Raw genomic sequence first — 23,654 nt, forward strand, 5'->3', positions numbered from 1 at the left:
TGGTTTTAGCGCGCACGGGCCTGAGCGACTATCGACCCCGCACTGTTCTCAAAAGAATAAAAGTCCAAGGAGCATCCACCGTGTTCGAGCTTGCAGACTGGCAGCGCAAGGCCGCTGAATTGAGTTTTCCCAATCAGGCCGTGATCGACGGCAAACGGCGTGCGGCGCAGTCGGGGCAGACCTTTGCCGCGATCAACCCGGCCACCGGCCAACTGCAGGCAAACGTCGCCGCGTGCGGTGAAGAGGATGTCGATGCGGCGGTGAAAAATGCGCGGCAGGTGTTCGAAGCCGGCACCTGGGCCGGGCGTTCACCGACCGAGCGCAAGCAAGTGCTGCTGCGTCTGGCGGATCTGATTCTGGCCCATCGCGAAGAGCTGGCGCTGCTCGATTCGCTGAACATGGGCAAACCGGTGATGGACGCTTACAACATCGACGTGCCGGGTGCCGCCGGGGTGTTTCGCTGGTACGCCGAAAGCCTCGACAAACTCTACGATCAAGTCGCGCCAAGCGCCTCGAATGTGCTGGCGACCATCACCCGCGAAGCGCTGGGCGTGGTGGCGGCCGTGGTGCCGTGGAATTTCCCGCTGGACATGGCCGCGTGGAAACTCGCGCCGGCGCTGGCGGCGGGCAACTCGGTCATTCTCAAACCCGCCGAGCAATCACCGTTTTCCGCATTGCGTCTGGCCGAGCTGGCGCTGGAGGCCGGGTTGCCGGCCGGCGTGCTGAACGTGCTGCCGGGGCTCGGCGAGCAGACCGGCAAAGCCTTGGGTCTGCACCCGGATGTCGATTGCCTGGTGTTCACCGGCTCGACACAGGTCGGCAAATATTTCATGCAGTACTCCGCGCAGTCGAACCTCAAGCAGGTGTGGCTGGAGTGCGGCGGCAAGAGCGCCAATCTGGTGTTCGCCGACTGCAAGGATCTGGATCTGGCGGCGCAGAAAGCCGCGTTCGGGATCTTCTTCAATCAGGGCGAAGTCTGCTCGGCCAACTCGCGGTTGCTGGTGGAACGCTCGATCCATGACGAGTTCGTTGAACGGCTGAAGGCCCAGGCCGAGCGCTGGCAGCCGGGTGATCCGCTGGATCCGGCGAGTGCGGCCGGGGCGATTGTCGACACCCGTCAGACCGAAAGCATTCTGCGCTTCATCAACCAGGCCGAACGCGAAGGCGCGACCCGTGTCTGCGGCGGGCGACAACTGAGTTTCAACGGTTCGGATAACTACGTTCAGCCAACGATTTTCACCGACGTGCAGCCGCACATGACCCTGTTTCGCGAAGAAGTGTTCGGCCCGGTGCTGGCGGTGATGCCGTTCGATGACGAGGCCCACGCCGTGCAACTGGCCAACGACAGCGTCTACGGTCTGGCGGCATCGCTGTGGACCGATGATCTGCACCGCGCGCACCGGGTGGCGCGGCAATTGCGAGCCGGTACGGTGTCGGTCAACAGCGTCGATGCGCTGGACGTGACCGTGCCGTTCGGCGGTGGCAGGCAATCCGGTTTCGGCCGCGATCTGTCGCTGCACTCGTTCGACAAATACACCCAGTTGAAAACCACCTGGTTTCAACTGCGCTCATGACAGCCGCTCACAACAAAAAAGGAGATCCGGCGATGACCACCTCACGTGAAACCCGCGACTACCAGGCCGCCGATGCAGCGCACCACATTCATGCGTTCGTCGACCAGAAGGCCCTCAACGACGAAGGCCCACGGGTGATGGTGCGCGGTGATCGCCTGCACCTGTGGGACAACGACGGCCGGCGCTACCTCGACGGCATGTCCGGGCTGTGGTGCACCAACCTCGGTTACGGGCGCAAGGATCTGAACGCGGCGGCGAGCCGGCAGCTGGAGCAGTTGCCGTACTACAACATGTTTTTCCACACCACCCACCCGCAGGTGATCGAGCTCTCCGAGCTGCTGTTCAGCCTGCTGCCGGGGCACTACAGCCACGCGATCTACACCAACTCCGGCTCCGAGGCCAACGAGGTGCTGATCCGTACCGTACGCCGGTACTGGCAGGTGCTGGGCAAGCCCGAGAAGAAAATCATGATCGGCCGCTGGAACGGCTATCACGGTTCGACCCTGGCCGCGACGGCCCTCGGCGGCATGAAGTTCATGCACGAAATGGGCGGGATGATTCCCGACATCGCGCACATCGACGAGCCGTACTTCTTCGCCCACGAAGGCAACCTGACGCCAGCTGAATTCGGTCTGCGTGCGGCGCAGCAGCTGGAAGCGAAAATCCTCGAACTGGGCGCGGATAAAGTCGCCGGGTTCATCGCCGAACCGTTCCAGGGCGCGGGCGGGATGATCTTTCCGCCGGAAAGCTACTGGCCGGAAATCCAGCGCATCTGCCGCCAATACGACGTGCTGTTGTGCGCCGATGAAGTGATCGGTGGCTTCGGTCGCACCGGCGAATGGTTCGCTCACGAATACTTCGGTTTCGAGCCGGACACCCTGTCCATCGCCAAAGGCCTGACCTCCGGTTACATCCCGATGGGTGGTTTGATCCTGTCGAAGAAAATGGCCGACGTGCTGGTGGAGCAGGGCGGTGTGTTCGCTCACGGTCTGACTTATTCCGGGCACCCGGTGGCGGCGGCGGTGGCGATTGCCAACCTCAAGGCATTGCGCGATGAAGGCGTGGTGACGCGGGTCAAGGACGACATCGGCCCGTACCTGCAACAGTGCCTGCGCGAGGTGTTCGGCAATCACCCGCTGGTGGGCGATATCCAGGGCACGGGCATGGTCGCGGCGTTGCAGCTGGCCGAAGACAAGGCCACGCGCAAGCGCTTCGCCAATGAGAACGATATCGCCTGGCGCTGCCGCACGATCGGTTTTGAAGAGGGGGTGATCATTCGCTCGACCCTGGGGCGGATGATCATGGCGCCGGCGTTGATTGCCAGTCGTGAAGAGATCGATGAGCTGGTGGGCAAGACCCTGAAAGCGGTTGATCGTACGGCGCAGGAATACGGTCGGCTCTGAGGTATTCGTAGGGCTCAAGGCCCCATCGCGAGCAGGCTCGCTCCCACAGGTTTATCAGTCGTTCACAAAATTGTGATCCGCCTCGATAACTGTGGGAGCGGGCTTGCCCGCGATTGCGTCAGTCGATTCAACATCGTTTTTGCTGTCTTGCACCCCCTCCGTGCACCCCTGCCCGACGCGCCCTTTCGCGGTGCGCACTACCCAGTTTTTTCATCGTTCGCGTCTAACTATTTCCTCGTTTTCCTGACGCCAAGCCTGGGTCAACATCGATTTCGCCAGCCAAGGCATTGCCCGCCAGAGTCCAGCAGAGACCGCAGCGTGTGATCGCGACACCACGGCTGGCCGTACTGCCCATGACAACTAAATCAACAGCGTTGGGAGTGCTCCATGAACAAGTCCTTGTTTACCCGTCTTGCAGGTCCTCTGGCGATTTCCGCCCTTTGCGTCACCGCCGCTCAGGCCGGCACCTTGTCGATCGGCCACACCACGTGGGTCGGCTACGGCACCCTGTACCTGGCCCAGGATCTGGGCTACTTCAAGGAGAACGGCCTGACCGTCGAATTGCCGGTGGTCGAAGAAGCGTCGATGTACATGGCCGCCCAGGCGTCCGGGCAATTGTCCGGCTCGGCCTCGACCATCGACGAAGTGCTCAAGTACCGCCCGCAGTTCTGCTTCAAGGCCGTGGCCGCGCTGGATGACAGCCATGGCGGCGACGGCGTGCTGGTCGGCAAGAACGTGAAGAGCCTGCAAGAACTCAAGGGCCAGGCCGTGGCCGTCAACGAAGGGTCGACCTCGCAGTTCTGGCTCTCGTACCTGCTGAAAAAGAACGGCATGAGCATGAGCGACATCACCGTGCAGAACATGACCGCCGACGATGCCGCCACCGCGTTCATCGCCGGTCGCGTGCCGGCCGCCGTGACCTGGGAGCCGCATCTGTCGATGGTGCGTGACAAGCAGCAGGGCAAGGTGCTGATCGACAGCAGCAGTACGCCGGGGGTGATCGTCGATGTGGTGGCGCTCAACTGCACGGTGATCGAGAAGCAGCCGGAAGACGTCAAGGCGTTGGTCGCCGGTCTCTACAAAGCGGTGCAGTACACCAAGGACCATCCACAGCAAGCTTACGAAATCATGGCCAAGGGCGTCGGCGGTTACCTGTCCGATCCGAAGGAACTGGCCGCTGCCGCGCAGGGCGTGCGTTTCTACGATCAGGCCATGAGCGAAAAACTCCTTGGCTCGCCGGGCAAGCCGGGTGACAGCGCACCGCTGATCAAACTGGCCAACGAAACCGCCAGTGAATTGCAGGGCAAGCCCTACAACGTCAGCAACGACGATCTGGTGGATAACCGTTTCGTCAGCCCGCTCTAGGAGACTGGTCATGTTCAAGCGCAATTCATGGCTGAGCCGCTGCATCACGCCGAAGACCGGATTGCCGGTGCCGGTGGTATGGAGCGCCAGCGGTCTGGCCTGGGTGTTGCTGGTCGGCCTGTGGGCCGGGTTGTCCTACGGCGGCATCGTGCCGGGGATGTTTCTGCCGACGCCCGGTGCGGTGGTTGAAGCGGCGGTGCGCCTTAGCCGCGACGGCACCCTTGGCCAGCATGTCTGGGCCAGTGTCGAAGTGGTGATGGTCGGCTTCATCGTGTCGTCGCTGGTGGCGGTGCCCCTGGGTCTGCTGATGGGCAGCTTTCGCATCGTCCAGGCGTTCCTCGAACCGCTGGTCAATTTCATTCGTTATCTGCCGGTTACCTCGTTCGTGCCGCTGTTCATCCTGTGGATCGGCATCGGTCTGGAGCAACGGGTGTCGGTGATCATTTTCGGCGTGTTCTTCCAGCAACTGGTGATGATCGCGGACGTGTCCAAAGGCATCTCCAAGGACTTGATCAACGCCTCCTACACCCTCGGTTCCAACCGGCGTGACGCGGTGCTGCATGTGATCGCCCCGGCGTCGTTGCCGGGTGTGCTCGACACCCTGCGGGTGACCATGGGCTGGGCCTGGACCTATCTGGTGGTCGCCGAACTGGTCGCCGCCTCGAGTGGCCTCGGTTACTTGAGCCTCAAGGCCATGCGCGGCTTTCAGGTCGACGTGATTTTTCTCGCCATCGCGATCATCGGCCTGCTGGGTCTGGTCACCGATCAACTGTTCCGCTTTTTGCGTTTGAGGATTGCCGCATGGGCTCAGTAACCGCTGCCAACCGTCGTTTCATCGAACCGGTCGCCGCACCGGCACTCGCCGCGCCAAGGTTGCAGGTGGACAAGGTCAGCCTGCGCTACAGCAAACCCGGCGGCGGTACGTTCACCGCGCTGGAAGAAGTGTCGTTCGAAGTGCCGGATCAGCAATTCGCAGTGCTGGTCGGGCCATCGGGTTGTGGCAAGTCGAGCCTGCTGTATCTCACCGCCGGCCTCGCCGAGCCGACATCCGGCGAGATCTACGTCGGCGGCCAGCAAGTGCAGGGCCCCGGCGCGGATCGCGGGATGGTGTTCCAGAGCTACACGCTGTTCCCGTGGCTGACCGTGCGGCAGAACGTCGAGTTCGGCCTCAAGCGCCGGGGCATGCCGGCGGCGCGGCGCAAGGAGATCGTCGATCACTATGTCCACGAAGTCGGTTTGTCCGGGTTCGCCGACAACTACGCCAAGCAGCTGTCCGGCGGCATGATGCAGCGGGTGGCGATTGCCCGGGCGCTGGCCAACGACCCGCAGATCCTGCTGATGGACGAACCCTTCGGCGCCCTCGACAGCCAGACCCGCCTGCAAATGCAGCAGCTGTTATTACGGGTGTGGGGCAACAGCAAGAAGACCGTGCTGTTCGTCACCCACGACATCGACGAAGCGATCCTGCTCGGCGACCGGGTGTACGTGATGGGCGCACGGCCTGGGCGGATCAAGCAAATTCTCGATGTGCCGATCGAGCGCCCACGCACGCTGGACATGGTGATGGAGCGCTCGTTCATCGACATGAAACGGCAGATCTTCGGGCTGTTGCACGACGATCTCGAAGAGGCTCATTGAGACCACCGTCCATCGTGTGGGAGCGAGCCTGCTCGCGATGGTGGAATATCAGTCAGAAAACCTTCGTCTGACACTCCGCTATCGCGAGCAGGCTCGCTCCCACAAGGACGGCAGTTAGTTGGGAGGTAACAGGAACCGCGCAATCACCGGTAGATGATCGGAAATGCGCAACGTATCGTCCTGACGCACCGTGGCTTCGACCCGTTTGATCTTCGGGCTGTAGAACAGGTAATCGACCGTGCGGTCCGGGCCGTTGAGGCCAGGGTCGTTGGGGTAATGGGTCAGCCATTTGGCGCGGTCGATGCCGCTGGCTTCGTTGTTGGTCGGGATCATCGGGTACTTGTCCCACAACAGGTGCAGCGCACTGTCCACGGAGTAGGGCGTGCGCTGTTCGACCGGCAGGCGCCGGTACTGGCCGAGCGGCAACAGGTTGAAGTCGCCTCCGATCAGCCACGGCGTGCCCTGGCTTTCGTGTTTGTCGAGAACCTTGGCCACCGCCGTCACCTGCGCCTGCAAGGTTTCGTCCGGCTGCACGGCGCGATCCAGATGCGTGTTGAACACCATCAGTTGCCCGCCATCGCTGAGCGGCAGGGTGGTGGCGAGCAGGGCGTTTTTCGGCTGGAACTGACGGCTGATGATGTTCGACGGCTGCACCGGCAGTTGCAGGCGCTCGGCGTGTTCGATGCGGTAGCGGCTGAGGGTCGCGAGTTGCCGGCCGACGCTGCCGAAGATATGCGGATCCGGGACGAAATCGGCCTTCCAGTCGAAGGCGTGGGCGCTGCATGGGTAGAGGTCGGTGAGGCGTTCCTGCAACAGCTTGAGCTGGTTCTGATAGTCGCTGGCCTTGGCGCCATCATCCAGTTCCTGGATCAACACCACGTCGGGTTGCTCGTCGCGGATCACCCGGGCCACTTCGTCAAGGCTGAACGCCATGTCTTCCTGAGTCGGGGCCTCATCATCGCCGTGGGCCAGGTCGTTCCAGAACACATAACGCTTGCCGGCCAGGTATTGCACGTTCCAGGTCATGACCTTCAGCGCCTGGCCGGGCACCAGTGTTGGCGGTTGCCCGATGCAACTGACCGGCAGGGTCTCCCGGGCGTCGGGGCGCCAGGTCAGGCTGAAAATCATCACGCCGATCAGGGCGACGGCCAGCAGCACGAAGAGCAGGATGTAGCGCAGTAGACGGGTCATGGCTCGGCTTATAGCGATACGGAAGTGGTCCCGAGCATACCCGAGACCCGTCGCTCAGCCCAAGCTCAGAGCGGTCAGACCCTTCCGTCACGTTTGTCGGGCAATTCGCTGATCAGCATGAACAGGCGGAACAGCACCACGCTGGTGAACAGCTGCAGGAAGCTGTGACCACTGTCGATCAGTACCGCGATCAAAGGATTCTGTGGATCTGGATAGACCTGCAGAGTCAGGCCCTTGAGCAGCCACAACGGCCCCATCACACACAGGATGCACACCAGAATTCGCAGGAAATGCCCGCGGCTCAGGCGCAGGCTTTCCTTCATCGCCTGCAACGGGCCGTAGCCGCGCAGCACCAGCAGGTATTCACCGAAGGCCAGGGTGACCATCAGCCACAGGCCTGGCAGGAAATACAAGGACAGACCGAGCAGGATCAGCAGCGTGTTGAGTGCGGTGAGCACAGCAAAACGCGGCCACAAACGCGCCGCCATCGCCAGCAAGTCGAGGGTTTGCGGGGATTCGCCACGGGTGCGGGCGTCGAGAAACAGGATCAGCGCAGCGGTGTACAGCGGGTAGACCAGCAGGCCGACGATCACGCTGATGGCCGAATAACCGTCCGGGTCGCTGGCGTGATCGACCACCTGTTGCAGCGCGGCTTCGAGGATCACCAGCGGCAGGCACAGCTGGACGATCCGGGCCAGATTGCGTTTAAAGAAATACAGAGAGTCACGCAGCACATCGAAGGCATTCATCAGTCGGTATCGCAGGTCAAAAACAGTGGCTCACTTTAACCGATGATGTGCTGAAGGGCGCAAACGTAAACGTTCGGTAAAGACCATTGAAACATTCTGTCACTGCCTCCATTACGTAGGTGCGCCTCCTCCACCGTGGACGAGGGCAACGTTATCCCCGGCAATCTACGAGGTCGCCATGAACAGCGAAGAGCAAACCCTGATCGATGGACTGTTTTCCCGGCTGCAACAGGCCGAAACGGAGGCAGCCCCGCGCGACGCCCTGGCCGAGGCGCGGATCAAGGAACACCTGACGCGCCAGCCGGCCGCAGGCTATTTCATGACCCAGGCGATTCTGGTGCAGGAGGCCGCGATCAAGAGCCTCGACGAACAGAACAAACAATTGACTCAACAGGTTCAGCAACTGCAGGCCGAACTGCAATCGGCCAAGGCGCAAAGTGCAGCCCCGGCGCCGAGCGGCGGCGGTTTCCTGTCGAGCATCTTCGGTGGCAGCAGCCCACGCCCGGCACCGACCCAGAGCGCTCCGGCGTCCACTGGCGGTTGGCGTGAACCGGCTCCGCAGCAGAACTTCGGTGCACCCGCGCCACAACAGAACTTCGGCGCGCCACCACCGGGTTATGGCCAGCAACAAGCGGCACCGGCCGCGGGCAGCAGCTTCCTCGGCGGCGCCCTGAAAACCGCTGCCGGCGTGGCGGGTGGCGTGATGCTGGCACAAGGCATCAGCAGCCTGTTCCATCACAACCAGCAGCCGGAAGAAATCGTCGAAGTGATCAAGGAAGAGCCTGCGCAAGTGGCCGACCAAGGTAATAACGGTTGGGGCGATGACCAGCGCATGGCCAACAACGATTCCTTCGGCAACAATCAGGGTGGCTTCACCGACACCGACTACAGCGATGACAACTCATCGTTCTTCGATGACGACGATTCCTTCGTCTGACTCACCATTCGTCCGGGGCGCCTGAGCGCCCCGGGCCGATTATTCGCGGAACCTTCCTTCGGGCTGGCATACTGGGCGCCTTTTTCGGGCCTGGTGCCTGATCCGGCTCATGCGCGTCAGCGCTCACAGGAACTCCGGTGAAAAAAATCGCAGTGTTCGCCGATGTGCAGAACCTCTACTACACCGTCCGCCAGGCCTATGGTTGCCACTTCAACTACGCGGCGCTGTGGGCGGATGTCAGCCAGCACGGGCAGATTGTCGAGGCCTACGCCTACGCGATCGATCGGGGCGACAGCAAACAGCAGCAGTTCCAGCAGATCCTGCGCAACCTCGGTTTCACCGTGAAACTCAAACCCTACATCCAGCGCAGCGACGGCTCGGCCAAGGGCGACTGGGACGTGGGCATCACCCTCGACATCATGGACGCCGCCGACCACGTCGACGAAATCGTGCTGGCCTCCGGTGACGGCGATTTCGACATGCTGCTCGAACGCATCATCAACAAACACGGCGTGCAAGCGGTGGCCTACGGCGTTCCCGGCCTGACCGCCAACTCGCTGATCCGCGCTGCCAGCCGTTATGTGCCGATTGAAGGCGCGTTGCTGTTGAAAAATTGAGCCCTGCTCAAGAATTGATTTGGACGGAGTACAACCCGGTTTGGAACGCATTGCAGTCATCGACTTTGAAACCACCGGCATCTCGCCGAGCAGCAGCTGCCGGGCCACGGAAATCGCCGTGGTCATGCTGGAGAACGGCCGCATCGTCGAGCGTTACCAGAGCCTGATGAACGCCGGCGTCCGCGTCCCGGCCTTCATCGAACAACTCACCGGCATCAGCAACGCCATGCTGCGCACCGCGCCGCCGGCCGAACAGGTGATGAACGAAGTCAACGAATTCGTCGGTTGCACGCCGCTGCTGGCGCACAACGCCGCCTTCGACCAGAAGTTCTGGGACTTCGAACTGGGCCGGATCAAACGCACCCGCCTGCAGAACTTCGCCTGCTCGCTGCTGCTGGCCCGCCGCTTGATGCCGGCAGCGCCTAACCACAAGCTCGGTACGCTCACCTCTTTTGCCCAGTTGCCGCATACCGGCCAGGCGCACAGGGCGATGGCGGATGCGGAGATGGCGGCGAATCTGCTGGCGCATTTGGCGGATGAGTTGCGGCACAAGCATGGCGTGCGCGAGCTGTCGCACGACTTGCTGTGCAAATTGCAGAAAGTCCCGGCCGCCAAAGTCGGCGAACACCTGCAACGCTATCGCTGATCCCGAATCCATCTAAATCTAATGTGGGAGCGAGCCTGCTCGCGAATGCGGTTTTTTCGTCGACATTTAGGCCGACTGACGCACCGCTATCGCGAGCGGGCTCGCTCCCACAGTAGGTGTTATTACCTCAGGGTTTGCCATTCCCTTCGATATGCCCCAACGGCACCCGCTTCTCTATCGCACTCGACAACACGATCGACGTTTTGCTGAACCCGAATTTCGCCACCCGGTTGATCAGCTCTTCCAGCTCGGTCATCGAGCCCACGGCGGCCTTCATGATCACGCACGGATCGCCCGTCACTCGAAAGCACTCGGTCAGTTGCGGAATTTTCACCAGTTCGTCGTAGACCTTTTGACTGCCGTTCTGGTGGAGGCGCAATTCGATCACGCACTGGATCGGCAAGCCGATTTTCGACAGGTCGATGTTCGCCTGATACCCGGTGATTACTCCGGCCGCCTCAAGTTTGGCCACGCGCTCGGCGACGGCGGGGGCGGAGAGGTTCACTTTGCGGGCGAGGTCGGCGTAGGACGCGCGACCGTTTTCGAGCAGGGCGCCGAGCAGCATGCGGTCGTATTTGTCCAAGGTCGGACTCCTGAAAATGCCAGACTTTCGAAATCGCGGTTTTGGCCGTCGATCTCCGTGTTTTCAAAAGTGTACCGGCGCTATAAACAGGTTTTGTAACTTATTTTTAGCGGTTGGCCTTTCTAGAATAACCAATCCTCTGAGTCTGACTTTCGAGCTGCCCATGTCTGCCTTGCGCCGTTTTTCCTTGCCGTTGATCGCTGCGTTTTTTGCGTTGTACGTGATTTGGGGATCGACCTATCTGGTGATCCGCATCGGCGTCGAATACTGGCCGCCGCTGATGCTCGGCGGTGTGCGCTTCGTGATTGCCGGCACGCTGATGTATGCGTTTCTGCGCTGGCGCGGGGCACCGGCGCCGACCTGGGTGCAGTGGAAAGCGGCGGGGATCATCGGGATTCTGTTGCTCAGTTTCGGCAACGGCGCGGTGACCCTGGCCGAGCACAGCGGCGTGGCCTCGGGTGTTGCTGCGCTGGCGGTGGCGACGGTGCCGCTGTTCACTTTGCTCTGCGGTTATTTCTGGGGCGCACGCAACACCCGCCTGGAGTGGGCCGGGGTGGTGATGGGGATTATCGGCATCGCGATGCTCAACATGGGCTCCAACCTGCAATCGAGTCCGCTGGGTGCGGCACTGCTGATTTTCGCGGCGGCGAGTTGGGCGTTCGGTTCGGTGTGGAGCAAACACCTGCCATTGCCCCAGGGCGCAATGGCCAGTGCCGTGGAAATGCTGGTGGGCGGCGTGGTGCTGTTGATCGGCAGCGCGGCCAGCGGTGAACACCTGCAAGCCATGCCGCCGTTGGAAGGCTGGCTGGCGCTGGCGTACCTGATTTTCTTCGGCTCGATCATCGCCTTCAACGCCTACATGTACCTGTTGAAAAACGTTCGTCCGGCGGCGGCCACCAGTTACGCCTATGTGAACCCGGCGGTGGCGGTGTTGCTGGGGATCGTGTTTGTCGGCGAGACCATCGGCATCGAAGAGGCGCTGGCGATGCTGGTGATCATCGGCGCGGTGGTGCTGATCAGTCTGCCACAGTGGCGGCGTCCGGCGCGGCCGCCGGTGGTCAGCGAGCCGGCTGCCGCAGCGAAGGTCATAGCGACGGAGCAGCGTGCGAATTAGGGTAAACTGCGCGCCATCGCACACATGCTCTGATTTTTTCCTACGGTACTCCCATGACTTTCGCCACCCTTGGCCTGATCGAACCCTTGCTGCGCTCCCTCGAGAAGCTCGGCTACCAGACCCCGACGCCGGTGCAGGCGCAAGCCATTCCGGCCGTGCTGGCCGGTCGCGACCTGATGGCCGCGGCCCAGACCGGCACCGGCAAGACCGCCGGTTTTGCCTTGCCGCTGCTGCAACTGCTGGCGATGGAAGGGCCGAAAGTCACCGCCAACTCGGTGCGTGCGCTGATTCTGGTGCCGACCCGCGAGCTGGCCGAACAAGTCCACGAAGCCGTGCGCCAGTACGCCGAGAACCTGCCATTGCGCACTTACGCGGTGTACGGCGGCGTCAGCATCAACCCGCAAATGATGAAGCTGCGCGGCGGCGTCGATCTGCTGGTCGCGACCCCGGGCCGTCTGCTCGACCTGTTCCGCCAGAACGCGCTGAAGTTCAACCAGCTGCAAACCCTGGTGCTGGACGAAGCCGACCGCATGCTCGACCTGGGCTTTTCCGAAGAGCTGGCGAACATTTACCGCGCATTGCCGAAGAAACGTCAGACGCTGCTGTTCTCCGCGACCTTCTCCGATGACATCCGCCTGCTGGCCGGGCAGATGCTCAACGATCCGCAGAGCATCGAAGTCAGCCCGCGCAACGTCGCGGCCAACACCGTCAAGCAGTGGGTGGTGACGGTGGACAAGAAGCGCAAGCCGGAACTGTTCGTGCACCTGATGCGCAAGAACAAGTGGAAGCAGGTGCTGGTGTTCGCCAAGACCCGCAACGGTGTGGACGCGCTGGTCGAGAAGCTTCAGGGCCTGGGCGTGAACGCCGACGGCATCCACGGCGACAAGCCGCAAGCGACCCGGCAGCGGGCGCTGGATCGGTTCAAGCTGAGCGAAGTGCAGATTCTGGTGGCCACCGATGTTGCTGCCCGTGGTCTGGATATCGAAGACCTGCCACTGGTGGTCAACTTTGATCTGCCGATCGTTGCCGAGGATTACATCCACCGTATCGGTCGTACCGGTCGTGCAGGTTCGACCGGTGAGGCGATTTCGCTGGTGTGCGCTGATGAAGTGAACATGTTGTCGGCGATTGAAATGCTGACCCGCAGCACGTTGAAGCGTGAGGTTGAGCCGGACTTTGTGCCGGAGCACCGCGTGCCGGACACCGATGCCAGTGGTCAGGTGATCAAGAAGCCGAAGAAACCGAAAAAGCCGAAAGCTTCCGGTGGTGGCGGTGGCAAGCGCAATCTGGGCAAGTGGGTGGACAGCGGGGATACCCCGGCGCCGGAGGTGGCGATCAAGCCTGTTCGTAAAGTGCCGGTGTTCAATACCGGGCCGCGTAAGCGTAAGCCTTAAGCGTCAGAAAGGGTCGTTCCCGCGCAATGCGGGAACGATCAGTTACGCTGTTTCAACCAGTCCAGCATTCCAGCTCCGGCCGCCCGGCCACTGGCAAAACACGCCGTCAGCAAATACCCCCCAGTCGGCGCTTCCCAATCCAGCATTTCCCCCGCACAGAACACCCCCGGCAACGCCTTGAGCATCAGCCGCTCATCCATCGCCTCGAACGTCACTCCGCCCGCGCTGCTGATCGCTTCATCCAACGGCCGGGTTTTCACCAGCGTCAGCGGCAAAGCCTTGACCGCCCGAGCCAACAGTGCCGGATCGGCAAACGTCGCGGCGTCTGTGAGTTCCCGCAGCAACGCCGCTTTCACCCCATCAATCCCGATCTGACTGTGCAGATGCTTGGCCATCGAGCGCGAACCCCGGGGTTTGCTCAACGCCGCCTGCAATTTATCCACAGGCCGGCCGGGCAGCAGGTCGATGTGAATGGTCGCGGCACCGTGCACATTGATCGCCTCACGAATCGGCGCCGACAGCGCGTAGATCAGGCTGCCCTCAATCCCTGTCGCGGTAATCACGCATTCGCCCAAACGCGGAACGTCGTCGTTCAAACCGATGGCGATATTTTTCAGCGGCGCGCCGGCGAATTTGCTGACCATCAGTTCGCTCCAGGCTTGCACCTCGAAGCCGCAATTGCTTGGCTGCAAGGGCGCCAGTCCTACGCCGCGTTGCTCCAGCGGCAGCATCCACGCGCCGTTGGAACCCAGCCGCGACCAACTGCCGCCGCCGAGGGCGAGCAGGGTGGCGTCGGGGGTAAGGGTTTTCTCGCCTTCCGGGCTGTCGATGCGCAGCGCGCCGTTTTCATCCCAGCCGAGCCAGCGGTGGCGGGTGTGGATAACCACGCCGCTGTCGCGCAGGCGCTTGAGCCAGGCGCGCAGCAATGGCGCGGCTTTCATGTCGGTGGGGAACACCCGGCCGGAGCTGCCGATGAAAGTTTCGATGCCCAGTTCGTGAATCCAGCGGCACAGGGCGTCGGCGTCGAATGCGCGCAGCAGCGGGGCAATGTTCGGGGCGCGTTCGGCGTAGCGCGAGAGGAACGCCGGCCAGGCTTCGGAATGGGTGATGTTCATGCCGCCAACCCCTGCCAGCAGGAACTTGCGGCCCACCGAGGGCATGCCGTCGTACAAATCGACGCGGACTCCGGCCTGGCTCAGCACTTCGGCGGCCATCAGGCCGGCGGGGCCACCGCCGATGATGGCGACATGAGCGGGAGAGGTGGCGTGAATCTGGGTCATGGCGTGCGCTGCGGTCTGACGAAATATGGCGCGCATTCTAACAGCGCAAATCCCTTGTGGGAGCGAGCCTGCTCGCGATGCGGCGGATCAGTCGCCATCGATTCCGCATGAGAGGGCCTCATCGCGAGCAGGCTCGCTCCCACAGAGGCTTGTGGTGGCTCAAATTGCTGATCAAAAAACAAACAGTGCGCTGCAAGCCATGTTCAGCGTGGGCTGTAGTCCCTTTCGCTCAGGTTATCCACAGGCCGTTCCACAGCCATTGTGGGTAACGCAGCACAACTCAATGACAACCCGATGACTGCCAGACGCGCTGCGCACTGTGATGCAGGATCCCGTGACGGCGGGCGAGGGCGTGGCGATCCTTGCTGTAACCGCCGCCGATCACGCCGACCACCGGGATGTCGCGGCCTAGGCAATGGCGCATCACGCTTTCGTCGCGGGCGGCAACGCCTTCGTCGGTCAGTTGCAGATAGCCGAGGGCGTCGTCCTTGTGCACGTCGACGCCGGCGTCGTAGAGCACCAGATCCGGCTGATACAGCGGCAGCAGATAGTTGAGCGCGTCATCGACGACTTTCAGGTAATCGGCGTCGCCCATGCCGTTGGGCAGCGGAATGTCCCAATCGCTTTCGGCTTTGCGTGCAGGAAAGTTCTTTTCGCAGTGCAGGGAAACGGTGATCGCTTCCGGGGTGTTGTGCAGAATTCGTGCAGTCCCGTCGCCCTGATGCACGTCGCAATCGAAGATCAGCACCCGGTTCACCCGGCCGCTTTGCAGCAGGTAGTGACTGATGATCGCCAGGTCATTGAAGATGCAGAACCCGGCGGGGTAGTCGTAGTGGGCGTGATGAGTACCGCCGGCCAAGTGACAGGCCAGGCCATGCTCCAGGGCTTTCTCTGCCGCGAGAATCGAGCCGCCGACCGCCCGTACGGTGCGTCGGGCCAGAGCTTCGTTCCACGGCAGACCGAGGCGCCGCTGGTCTTCGCGGGACAACTCGCCACTCATGTAGCGTTCGATATAACCGCGGTCATGGGCCAGGGCGAGGATGTCGGCAGGGCACAGTTCAGGGCGCAGCAGGTCTTCGTCGCGAGTCAGGCCGCTGTCCACCAGGTGATCGCGCAGCAGGCGGAACTTGTCCATGGGAAAGCGGTGATCCGCCGGAAACTCGGGGCTGTAGTCTTCGTGGTAGATCAGCGGCAATGGCATGGCGGACTATTCATAAAGGCAGTAGGAAAGAGTGCAAAGCCTACCAGCGATGTAGACTTGCGGCATGGAAACGGAGGGGCACGATGGAGCCGATACTTGAGCTGGAAAGCGCGCGACTGCTGATGCGTCAGTGGCAGGACGCTGATCTGCCGGCATTTGCGGCGATGTGCGCCGATCCGCAGGTGATGCGCTACTTTCCTGCGCCCTTGAGCCGGCTGGAAAGCGCGGCGCTGATCGGCCGTGTGCGCGGCCATTTTGCCGAACACGGCTTCGGCCTGTGGGCACTGGAGCGCAAGGACACCGGTGAGTTTATCGGCTTTACCGGACTCGGCGTGGTCGGTTTCGATGCCCCGTTCACCCCGGCGGTGGAAATCGGCTGGCGTCTGGCGAAGGAACACTGGGGCCTGGGATATGCCAGCGAGGCGGCGTGGACTGCGTTGCGTTGCGGCTTTGACCGGTTGGCCCTGAAGGAGATTGTGGCGTTCACCGCACAGAGCAATCTGCCGTCGGAAAAGGTCATGCAGGCCATCGGCATGCATCACGACCCAGCCCATGATTTCGATCACCCGAAACTGGCGGTTGATCACCCGCTGCGTCGACATCTGCTGTACCGCATCACCAGGGAGCAATGGCTGCAGACCTTGCATGGCTAAGCCGACACGGACGTTTACAATGGCGCGATCATGGCTCGCGCCAGAATCTGAATTGGTCGCCGCAGCCAAGACTGCGCGGCATTGCTTTGTGTGAGGAGAGTCTGAATGAGCCAAGTGTTGGAAGATCTGGTGGATCTGCTGACCCTCGAACCGATCGAGGAAAACCTGTTCCGTGGTCGCAGTCAGGATCTGGGCTTTCGCCAGTTGTTCGGCGGCCAGGTGCTCGGCCAGTCACTGTCGGCGGCCAGTCAGACCGTTGAAGAAACCCGTCATGTGCATTCGATGCACGGTTATTTCCTGCGTCCGGGCGATGCCAAGTTGCCGGTGGTCTACTCGGTTGACCGCGTGCGGGATGGCGGCAGTTTCAGCACCCGCCGCGTGACCGCGATCCAGAAGGGCCACCCGATTTTCACCTGCAGCGCTTCGTTCCAGTACGACGAAGAAGGCTTCGAGCACCAGAGCCAGATGCCGCAAGTGGTCGGCCCGGAAAACCTGCCGTCGGAGCTGGAACTGACCCAGCAACGCGCGCACCTGATTCCGGAACACATGCGCGAAAAGCTGTTGTGCCCGAAGCCGATCGAAGTGCGCCCGGTCACCGAAAAAGACCCGTACAACCTGCAACCGGCGGATCCGATCAAGTACGTGTGGTTCCGTGCGGATGGCGCGTTGGCCGACATCCCGGCGCTGCACAAATACCTGCTGGCCTACGCCTCGGACTTCGGCCTGCTGACCACCTCGATGCTGCCGCACGGCAAATCGGTCTGGCAGAAAGACATGCAGGTCGCCAGCCTCGACCACGCGTTGTGGTTCCACAACGACCTGCGCGCCGATGACTGGTTGCTCTACGCCATGGACAGCCCGTGGGCCGGCAATTCCCGTGGTTTTTCCCGTGGCAGCGTGTTCAACCGCGCCGGGCAACTGGTGGCGTCGGTGACCCAGGAAGGCCTGATCCGTCATCGCAAGGACTGGGCATGAGTCTGGCGGATGTGCGGCACTGGGTGTTCGACATGGACGGCACCCTGACCGTCGCCGTGCATGACTTCGCGGCGATTCGCGTGGCGCTGGCGATCCCGCCGGAGGACGACATTCTCACGCACCTCGCGGCATTGCCTGCCGAAGAAGCGGCGGCGAAACACGCGTGGCTGCTGGAACATGAGCGGGATCTGGCGCTCGGCTCGACCCCGGCGGTCGGCGCGGTGGCGCTGGTGCGCGACCTGCACGCTCGGGGTTATCGCCTCGGCATCCTGACCCGCAATGCGCGGGAGCTGGCCCACGTGACGCTGGAGGCCATCGGCCTGGCTGACTGCTTCGCGGTTGACGATGTGCTGGGCCGCGATGAAGCGCCGCCGAAACCGCATCCGGGTGGTCTGCTGAAACTGGCCGAAGCCTGGCAAGTGCCGGCGAGCGAGATGGTGATGGTTGGTGATTACCGGTTTGATCTTGATTGCGGTCGGGCGGCGGGCACGCACACGGTGCTGGTGAACCTGCCGGATAATCCATGGCCGGAGCTGACCGACTGGCACGCGAAGGATTGTGTGGAGTTGCGGCGGATGTTGTTCGCCTGATTGATTGGTTGCCTGAGCGGGCCCCATCGCGAGCAGGCTCGCTCCCACCGGGAATGCATTTCAAATGTGGGAGCCAGCCTGCTGGCGAAGGCGTCGGCCCACTTAACACAAGACTTATTCGAACAGTGCTTTCTGGCCTTCCGGTGAGGTCAGCATGCCGTCGCCGTTATGCCCGACGCCGGGCACTTCCACCAGCCGCTGATTCACCCCTTCCGGATGCCGGCGCAGTAGATAGCTGAAAAACATTTTTCCGCGCATCAGGCGATAGGCGCCTTGTGCTTCGGCGGCACAGCTCTTGTCCAGCGCCGGGTGTTGCGGGTCGGTGTCCTGCTGGCCCAGCAGATAAATCACCTCGCGTTTGACGTAACTGCCTTCAAGCTGTGCGGGCGTTTGCCCACCCGAGTAGATCGGCGGATCCACCAGACCGTACTTCCAGCGGTTGAAGCCCGGGCACTGCGCATGATCGAACGCCACCGGTCGTTGCTCATTGAAGTAGGCGTAGGACGACGGATTGGCCACCACGTAGCGCAAGCGAATGCCTTCAGCCTTGAGCGCCGGTTGTTCGCGGGCGAGCAGGGCATAGCGCTGCACCACCTGACCGCCGCCGGAGTGGCCGAAGATCACGATCTGCTTCACGTCCGGAAATTGCTTGCGATCGGTCAGCCGCCCGACGATTTCGTCCAGTGCGGCGTAGGAACTCAGCGGGTTCGGCCCTGTGGATAACCCGCCACCCATCCATTCATTACCCTTCCAGCGCAACACGCTGGCGGGCAATGAATAGAGAGCAACATCGCTTTCGTTGAGAAACTGCGGGGCGATCACCAGGGTGTTGGCGGTTTGCCCGGCCAGTTCCGCCGCGGCTTCGCCGCTTTTGCGATAGGTTTCGGCGTTGCGCAGCTTGCCATGAATGACGATCAGTACCCGCTCGATTTTCGCCGGCGCCGGGCCGATGCCCACCGCCATTTCGCCGGCCTGCAATTGCAGGCGCCCGGGACTGATTGCGTCGACGCCGGCCGCTTGCGCGGTGCCGCCGATCAACAGTAAAGCCAACAGCCATTTATGCATTTACAGGTTTTTCGCCGCAAAGGTATCGCACTGGCCGACCTGGCCCTGGGCGAATCCGGTTTTGAACCAGCGCACCCTTTGCGCCGACGTACCGTGGGTAAACGAGTCCGGTACCACACGGCCCTGACCCTGTTGTTGAAGGCGATCATCACCGATGGCGTTCGCCGCGTTCAAGGCTTCTTCGATGTCGCCCGGTTCCAGCCAGTTCAGACGTTTCTGCGCGTTGTAGGCCCAGACGCCGGCCAGACAATCGGCCTGCAGTTCCTGACGCACCAACAGGCCGCCATCACCTTGCATCTGCCGGCCTTGCTGGCGGGCTGTCTGAATTTTCGCCGAGACGCCGAGAAGCGTCTGCACATGGTGTCCGACTTCATGAGCGATCACGTAGGCCTGGGCGAAGTCGCCGGCAGCCTTGAAGCGTTGGGCCATTTCCTGGAAGAACGCCATGTCCAGATAGACCTTCTGGTCTGCCGGGCAATAGAACGGGCCGGTGGCCGAGGTGGCCATGCCACAGGCTGAATTGACCCGGTTGCTGAACAGCACCAGCGTCGGGTCTTTGTATTGGCGGCCGGCCTGCTGGAAGATCGCGCCCCAGGTGTCTTCGGTGTCACCAAGGATCGAGCGCACGAATTCGGCCTGTTCATCGTTGGCCGGCGGCGCCTGGCGGGTTTGCGAAGAAGGGGCTGGTTGCTCGGACATCTGCCCGGTCAGTTGGCCGAGAATCTGCAGCGGGTCCTGCCCGGTGATCCAGCCAATGCCGACGATCAGCAGAATCGCGCCGAGGCTCAGGCCCTTGCCACCCCCGAAACGCATGCCGCCGCCACCTCCCATGTCATCGCCACGGGCATCGACGACGTTGTCACTGCGTCGGCCTTTTTTCCATAGCATGTGGGAATCCTCTGTCTGATCGTGGTGATGAGTGTTGCTGGTGTGTGAGTGTGGCGCCAGTCCGGTCGTCCGTCTATTCGTACACACGCACAAAGGCCCGCACTCGGGGTGACGAGGTCGGGCCTGTTATTGACGAGCATGAGCGCCGGGAATTCAATCCGCCGGCGGTTTTCTTTTGCCGAGTCAGGTGTCAGCGGTCGAAGGCATCCCACACCGGCGCGAAGTCCGGGCTGACCTGACGTTCGCGCTTGGGCAGCGCAGCGATCAGCGCTCGGTCGTCGTCATCCAGTTCGACCTTCAGCGATGCCAGGTTGGCCAGTTGATTGGTTTTGCTGCTGGCCTTGGGAATCGCCGCAACGTTGTCCTGATCCAGCAGCCACTTCAGCGCGATTTGGGTCGGCAGCACGCCGTGTTTTTCGGCGATCTGCTGAATCTGTGGAATCTCCGAGACCTTGTTACGCGCCAGCGGCGTGTAGGCCGTCAGCGCCAGATCGTGTTGACGGGCGTAGCCGAGCAGGGCGTTTTGTCCGAGCAGGACGTGGTACTCGACCTGGATGGCTGACAGAGGAATGCCGTATTCCTCGACGACTTTGCGCAGCAGCGGCAGCGGAAAGTTCGCCACACCGATGTTGCGAGCCAGCCCCTGTTCTTTGAACGACGCGAGGGTTTCGAGGGTGCGCGGCAAATCCCAGTCGGTGGTCGGCCAATGGATCATGAACAGGTCGACGTACTCGCTGCGCAAGGCCTTGAGGCTGCGATCCAGCGAGTGACGCATGGCGTCCGGTTGCAACTGGTCCCACCAGACCTTGGTGGTGACGTGGATCTGCTCGCGGGGTGTCGGCGTATTCGCCAGGGCCTGTCCGACTGCGTCTTCGTTGTTGTAGGCCGCTGCCGTGTCGATGTGGCGGTAACCGAGTTCCAGGGCTTGCTCCACGGCGCGGGTGCATTCGTCGCCGAGCATCGGCCAGGTGCCGAGGCCGAGTTTTGGCAGGTTCAGTCCTTGTCTGTTAACGATGTGCTGCATGGTCATTCTCCTGTTCGAAAGCCGTGACGCCCGCCATGTGCCGGGCTGCGATGTAACCGAACGTCAGCGCCGGGCCGAGGTTGATCCCGCCCGCCGGATAATGCCCGCCCATGATGCTGGCCATGTCGCCACCGGCAGCGTACAGCCCGGGGATAGGCCGGTCTTCGGCGTCGAGCACCTGCGCATGCGGGTTGACCTTGAGCCCGGCGAAGGTGCCGAAGCAGCCCGGCTGCACCTTCACCGCGTAGAACGGGCCTTGTTCGATAGGCGCCACGCACGGATTGGGCTGTTGCGCCGGATCGCCCTGTTTGCGGTTGTACGGCGTCGAGCCGCGACCGAACAGCGGGTCTTCGCCGTGCCGGGCATGGTGGTTGTAGTCATGCAGAGTGGCGCGTAAACCGTTCGGATCGATGCCGCATGCGGTGGCCAATTCCTCAAGGGTATTGCCGGTTTTCAGATAGCCGCTGCGGATAAAACCTGACACCGGAACCGGAAACGGCCGAGACATGCCGAGCCCGTAACGGCGCTGGAACGCGCGGGTGCAGATCAGCCACGAAGCGACTTCTTCGCCTTCAGGGGCCGCGGCGACCATGGCGCTGACATAGTCGTAATAGCCGTTGGCTTCGTTGACGAAGCGCTGGCCGTTGCGCAGCACGCCGATGACGCCCGGTTTGCCGCGTTCGATGATGTGTGGGAAATGGCCGATGCTGCCGTCGGAATGTGGCACCTGCGAGACCGGCGCCCACGCCACGGGCGAGGCCACATCGGTGTTGACCCGGCCTCCGACGTTTTCACCCATCCGCAGGCCATCGCCATTAACTGCCAGCGGAGGCAGCGCCCAATGTTCGTGACCGGTGGGCGTGCGCGGGAACAAGGCCTTGCGCCGCTCGATGTCGTTGGCAAATCCGCCGGCCGCGAGCACCACGCCCTTGCGCGCATGGACAGTGACCGGGCCTTTCGCGGTGTGCACGTGAGCGCCGGTGATGCGTGATTCGTCGTGCAGCAGTTCAGTCACTGGCGCCGATTCCCACAGCAGTACGCCTAGGTCTTCGGCGGATTTCGCCAGCCGAGCGACCAGCGCCACGCCGTTGACCAGTTGCATCGCCCGGCCGTGCAGCGCCAGGTCCAGCAGGTGGCGAGTGAAACGCCGGGTCACGTGCCAGGCCGCCGACAGCGAGCGAGTCAGATTGAGAAACGCCGACAGGTCCGCGCCGGCCATGATCGGCATGCCCATGAACGATGTTTCGCGCATGGTTGTACGAAGACGTTTGAGCAGGCGTCCGACCTTTCGTCCGTCATAGGGCGCGGCAATCACCGAGCGTCCGCCGGTGCCGGCGCCCGGTGTTTCGCCGTGGATGTCGGCGATGGCGTTGCCGTCGGCAAATTGCAGGGCAGTGTGTTGTTCGAAGAACGCCACCATGCGCGGGCCGGCTTCAAGGAAGGCGTCGATCATGGCCGGGTCGTAGTGTTTGCCGAGTTCGTGGCGCAGGTAGGTGCGCGGCAGTTCCACGTCTTCGACGATCCCGGCGCGCCGGGCCAGCGGATTGCGTGGCACCCACGCCCAGCCGCCGGACCAGGCGGTGGCGCCGCCGAACACCGGATCCTTTTCCACCACGATGACCTTCAAGCCATGCCAGGCGGCGGTGACGGCGGCCGACAAACCGGCGGCGCCGGAGCCGACCACCAGAACGTCGCAGTCGATATCGGGAAGGGCAGGCATCAGGAAACGCTCCAGCTATCAATTATTTTTAGAATCATGTTCCAGAAAATAACCAGTGCGAGTGAAGCAGATCAACCCGACTGACGCGCAAAGTGGGCGGTTATCGGACGCCAGGTTCCAGATTTCGCATTCCTTGGGATGTCTTCTAGAATCGGCGAAATTTCACCGAGAGCGCACCATGGCCGGCAGTCAAATCGAACGGGTTTTCAGCGTGCTGGAAAGCCTCACCAGTGATCCGCGCGGGCTGCCGATGCAGACCCTGGCCGAGCAACTGGACATTCCAAAGAGCGCGACGCACCGCCTGCTCGCCGAGCTGATCCGCCTGGGTTACGTGCGGCAGAATCCGGAAACGTTGCGCTATCACCTTTCCACCAAACTGGTTGCGATGGGCTTTCAGTACCTGTCGAGCAGCGGTGCCGACATCGTGCAGCCGGTGCTCGATCGGCTGGCCCAGGAAACCGGTGAGCTGGTGCGTCTGGGCGTGATCGACGGCGAGCGTCAGACCTGGATCGCCAAGGCCCAGGGCGCCCGCACCGGCCTGCGTTACGACCCGGACATGGGCCGCGATGCGCCGCTGTTCTACACCGCGTCGGGCCATGCGTGGCTGGCGTGCATGAGCGACGCCGAGGCGTTGTCGCTGGTCGAACGCCAGGGCGCGGAGGTGCCGTCGGATATCGGGCCCAACGCGCCGCGCTCCAATATTGAACTGCTCGAACGCCTGCGCGTGGCCCGGGAACAGGGCTATGCCTGTGTGGAAGAAAGTTCGGCGGTGGGCACTTCGGCGATTGCTGCCGTGGTGAAGCATCCCGCCGATGGCCGGGTGATTGGCGTGCTCAGCATCGCCGGCCCAAGCGCCCGGATGCCGGCGGCGCGATTGCATGAACTGGCGCCGTTGCTGCTGACGTTTACCGCGGAGCTGTCGGCGGCGAGCCTGGCCTCGGAGTTGTTCGTTTAAGCAAAGCTGTGCGCTGTTCGCCCACTTTTCAGTCGGATGGGTGTGAGAATCTGGAACCGGGTTCTAAATTGTTGGTTGAGTGAGTTTTCCCA

Annotated in this window: 23 protein-coding genes; 14 read left to right on the forward strand and 9 right to left on the reverse strand. The window is 62.4% G+C overall.

Annotation, left to right across the window (positions count from 1 at the left end):
* Nucleotides 1-80: 80 nt before the first annotated feature.
* From J5M72_RS06220 to J5M72_RS06240, 5 genes are all read left to right on the forward strand, one after another.
* Complete coding sequence (locus tag J5M72_RS06220) at nt 81-1,574, forward strand: aldehyde dehydrogenase (protein ID WP_207864670.1); 1,494 nt, start codon at nt 81-83, stop codon at nt 1,572-1,574.
* Between the two features lie 32 nt (nt 1,575-1,606).
* Nucleotides 1,607-2,977, forward strand: a complete 1,371-nt coding sequence (locus tag J5M72_RS06225) for an aspartate aminotransferase family protein (protein ID WP_207864672.1) — start codon at nt 1,607-1,609, stop codon at nt 2,975-2,977.
* A gap of 387 nt (nt 2,978-3,364) precedes the next feature.
* Nucleotides 3,365-4,342, forward strand: coding sequence for an ABC transporter substrate-binding protein (locus J5M72_RS06230; protein ID WP_169432042.1), 978 nt, complete (start codon nt 3,365-3,367; stop codon nt 4,340-4,342).
* Between the two features lie 10 nt (nt 4,343-4,352).
* Nucleotides 4,353-5,156, forward strand: coding sequence for an ABC transporter permease (locus J5M72_RS06235; protein WP_007958721.1), 804 nt, complete (start codon nt 4,353-4,355; stop codon nt 5,154-5,156).
* Nucleotides 5,144-5,980 carry an ABC transporter ATP-binding protein gene (locus tag J5M72_RS06240; RefSeq protein WP_064382153.1) on the forward strand — a complete coding sequence of 279 codons (837 nt, stop codon included), beginning with the start codon at nt 5,144-5,146 and terminating at the stop codon, nt 5,978-5,980. The genes J5M72_RS06235 and J5M72_RS06240 overlap by 13 nt, the downstream gene beginning before the upstream one ends.
* A 114-nt stretch (nt 5,981-6,094) precedes the next feature.
* On the opposite strand, the gene J5M72_RS06245 is transcribed toward J5M72_RS06240, so the two are convergent.
* Both J5M72_RS06245 and J5M72_RS06250 read right to left on the reverse strand, forming a co-directional pair.
* Entirely contained in the window at nt 6,095-7,171 is a 1,077-nt protein-coding gene (locus J5M72_RS06245) for an endonuclease/exonuclease/phosphatase family protein (RefSeq protein WP_169432041.1), read from the reverse strand.
* 74 nt (nt 7,172-7,245) lie between these two features.
* Nucleotides 7,246-7,920, reverse strand: a complete 675-nt coding sequence (locus J5M72_RS06250) for a YciC family protein (protein ID WP_169432040.1) — start codon at nt 7,918-7,920, stop codon at nt 7,246-7,248.
* 178 nt (nt 7,921-8,098) lie between these two features.
* Here J5M72_RS06250 and J5M72_RS06255 point away from each other — a divergent pair, with 178 nt between their 5' ends.
* The 3 genes from J5M72_RS06255 (at nt 8,099) to J5M72_RS06265 (ending at nt 10,120) form a co-directional block, all read left to right on the forward strand.
* Nucleotides 8,099-8,857 carry a DUF2076 domain-containing protein gene (locus J5M72_RS06255; protein ID WP_207864674.1) on the forward strand — a complete coding sequence of 253 codons (759 nt, stop codon included), beginning with the start codon at nt 8,099-8,101 and terminating at the stop codon, nt 8,855-8,857.
* A gap of 137 nt (nt 8,858-8,994) precedes the next feature.
* Nucleotides 8,995-9,474: an NYN domain-containing protein gene (locus J5M72_RS06260; RefSeq protein WP_007958730.1), complete on the forward strand. Its 480-nt coding sequence runs from the start codon at nt 8,995-8,997 to the stop codon at nt 9,472-9,474.
* A gap of 40 nt (nt 9,475-9,514) precedes the next feature.
* On the forward strand, nt 9,515-10,120 hold the full coding sequence (locus J5M72_RS06265; protein ID WP_207864676.1) for a 3'-5' exonuclease: 606 nt from the start codon (nt 9,515-9,517) through the stop codon (nt 10,118-10,120).
* A gap of 127 nt (nt 10,121-10,247) precedes the next feature.
* Here the strand turns inward: J5M72_RS06265 and J5M72_RS06270 are convergent, their stop codons facing one another.
* Nucleotides 10,248-10,703, reverse strand: coding sequence for an Lrp/AsnC family transcriptional regulator (locus J5M72_RS06270; RefSeq protein ID WP_169432036.1), 456 nt, complete (start codon nt 10,701-10,703; stop codon nt 10,248-10,250).
* Nucleotides 10,704-10,866: 163 nt separating this feature from the next.
* Here J5M72_RS06270 and yedA point away from each other — a divergent pair, with 163 nt between their 5' ends.
* Nucleotides 10,867-11,817 carry a drug/metabolite exporter YedA gene (gene yedA / locus J5M72_RS06275; RefSeq protein ID WP_207864678.1) on the forward strand — a complete coding sequence of 317 codons (951 nt, stop codon included), beginning with the start codon at nt 10,867-10,869 and terminating at the stop codon, nt 11,815-11,817.
* Between the two features lie 53 nt (nt 11,818-11,870).
* On the forward strand, nt 11,871-13,211 hold the full coding sequence (locus J5M72_RS06280) for a DEAD/DEAH box helicase (RefSeq protein WP_163976544.1): 1,341 nt from the start codon (nt 11,871-11,873) through the stop codon (nt 13,209-13,211).
* A 38-nt stretch (nt 13,212-13,249) separates the two neighbouring features.
* Here the strand turns inward: J5M72_RS06280 and J5M72_RS06285 are convergent, their stop codons facing one another.
* Entirely contained in the window at nt 13,250-14,491 is a 1,242-nt protein-coding gene (locus J5M72_RS06285) for a TIGR03862 family flavoprotein (protein ID WP_207864680.1), read from the reverse strand.
* A 280-nt stretch (nt 14,492-14,771) separates the two neighbouring features.
* Nucleotides 14,772-15,692: a histone deacetylase gene (locus J5M72_RS06290; RefSeq protein ID WP_007958746.1), complete on the reverse strand. Its 921-nt coding sequence runs from the start codon at nt 15,690-15,692 to the stop codon at nt 14,772-14,774.
* Nucleotides 15,693-15,775: 83 nt separating this feature from the next.
* Here J5M72_RS06290 and J5M72_RS06295 point away from each other — a divergent pair, with 83 nt between their 5' ends.
* The 3 genes from J5M72_RS06295 to J5M72_RS06305 all read left to right on the forward strand — a co-directional run bounded on the left by J5M72_RS06295 (nt 15,776) and on the right by J5M72_RS06305 (nt 17,910).
* The gene (locus J5M72_RS06295) at nt 15,776-16,345 is read left to right on the forward strand and encodes a GNAT family N-acetyltransferase (protein ID WP_169432032.1); all 570 of its coding nucleotides are present in this window, start codon (nt 15,776-15,778) and stop codon (nt 16,343-16,345) included.
* Nucleotides 16,346-16,450: 105 nt separating this feature from the next.
* Nucleotides 16,451-17,320 (forward strand): acyl-CoA thioesterase II, encoded by an 870-nt coding sequence (gene tesB, locus J5M72_RS06300; protein ID WP_207864683.1) that lies wholly within the window; start codon nt 16,451-16,453, stop codon nt 17,318-17,320.
* Nucleotides 17,317-17,910, forward strand: coding sequence for an HAD family hydrolase (locus J5M72_RS06305; protein ID WP_207864685.1), 594 nt, complete (start codon nt 17,317-17,319; stop codon nt 17,908-17,910). Before tesB ends, J5M72_RS06305 begins: the two co-directional genes overlap by 4 nt.
* Nucleotides 17,911-18,024: 114 nt before the next feature.
* Here the strand turns inward: J5M72_RS06305 and J5M72_RS06310 are convergent, their stop codons facing one another.
* From J5M72_RS06310 to J5M72_RS06325, 4 genes are all read right to left on the reverse strand, one after another.
* Entirely contained in the window at nt 18,025-18,975 is a 951-nt protein-coding gene (locus J5M72_RS06310) for an alpha/beta hydrolase (protein ID WP_207864690.1), read from the reverse strand.
* Complete coding sequence (locus J5M72_RS06315) at nt 18,976-19,863, reverse strand: neutral zinc metallopeptidase (RefSeq protein ID WP_207864692.1); 888 nt, start codon at nt 19,861-19,863, stop codon at nt 18,976-18,978.
* Nucleotides 19,864-20,053: 190 nt separating this feature from the next.
* Entirely contained in the window at nt 20,054-20,887 is an 834-nt protein-coding gene (locus J5M72_RS06320) for an aldo/keto reductase (protein ID WP_169432028.1), read from the reverse strand.
* A complete protein-coding gene (locus J5M72_RS06325; RefSeq protein ID WP_207864694.1) occupies nt 20,871-22,607 on the reverse strand; it encodes an FAD-dependent oxidoreductase in 1,737 nt (578 codons plus the stop codon). Before J5M72_RS06325 ends, J5M72_RS06320 begins: the two co-directional genes overlap by 17 nt.
* Nucleotides 22,608-22,785: 178 nt before the next feature.
* On the opposite strand from J5M72_RS06325, the gene J5M72_RS06330 reads away from it, so the two are divergent.
* The gene (locus tag J5M72_RS06330; RefSeq protein WP_207864696.1) at nt 22,786-23,562 is read left to right on the forward strand and encodes an IclR family transcriptional regulator; all 777 of its coding nucleotides are present in this window, start codon (nt 22,786-22,788) and stop codon (nt 23,560-23,562) included.
* Nucleotides 23,563-23,654: the final 92 nt, after the last annotated feature.

Origin of the sequence: Pseudomonas sp. 58(2021) (genome assembly GCF_017491585.1) — a bacterium.
GTDB classification, from domain to species: Bacteria; Pseudomonadota; Gammaproteobacteria; order Pseudomonadales; family Pseudomonadaceae; genus Aquipseudomonas; species Aquipseudomonas fluorescens_BT.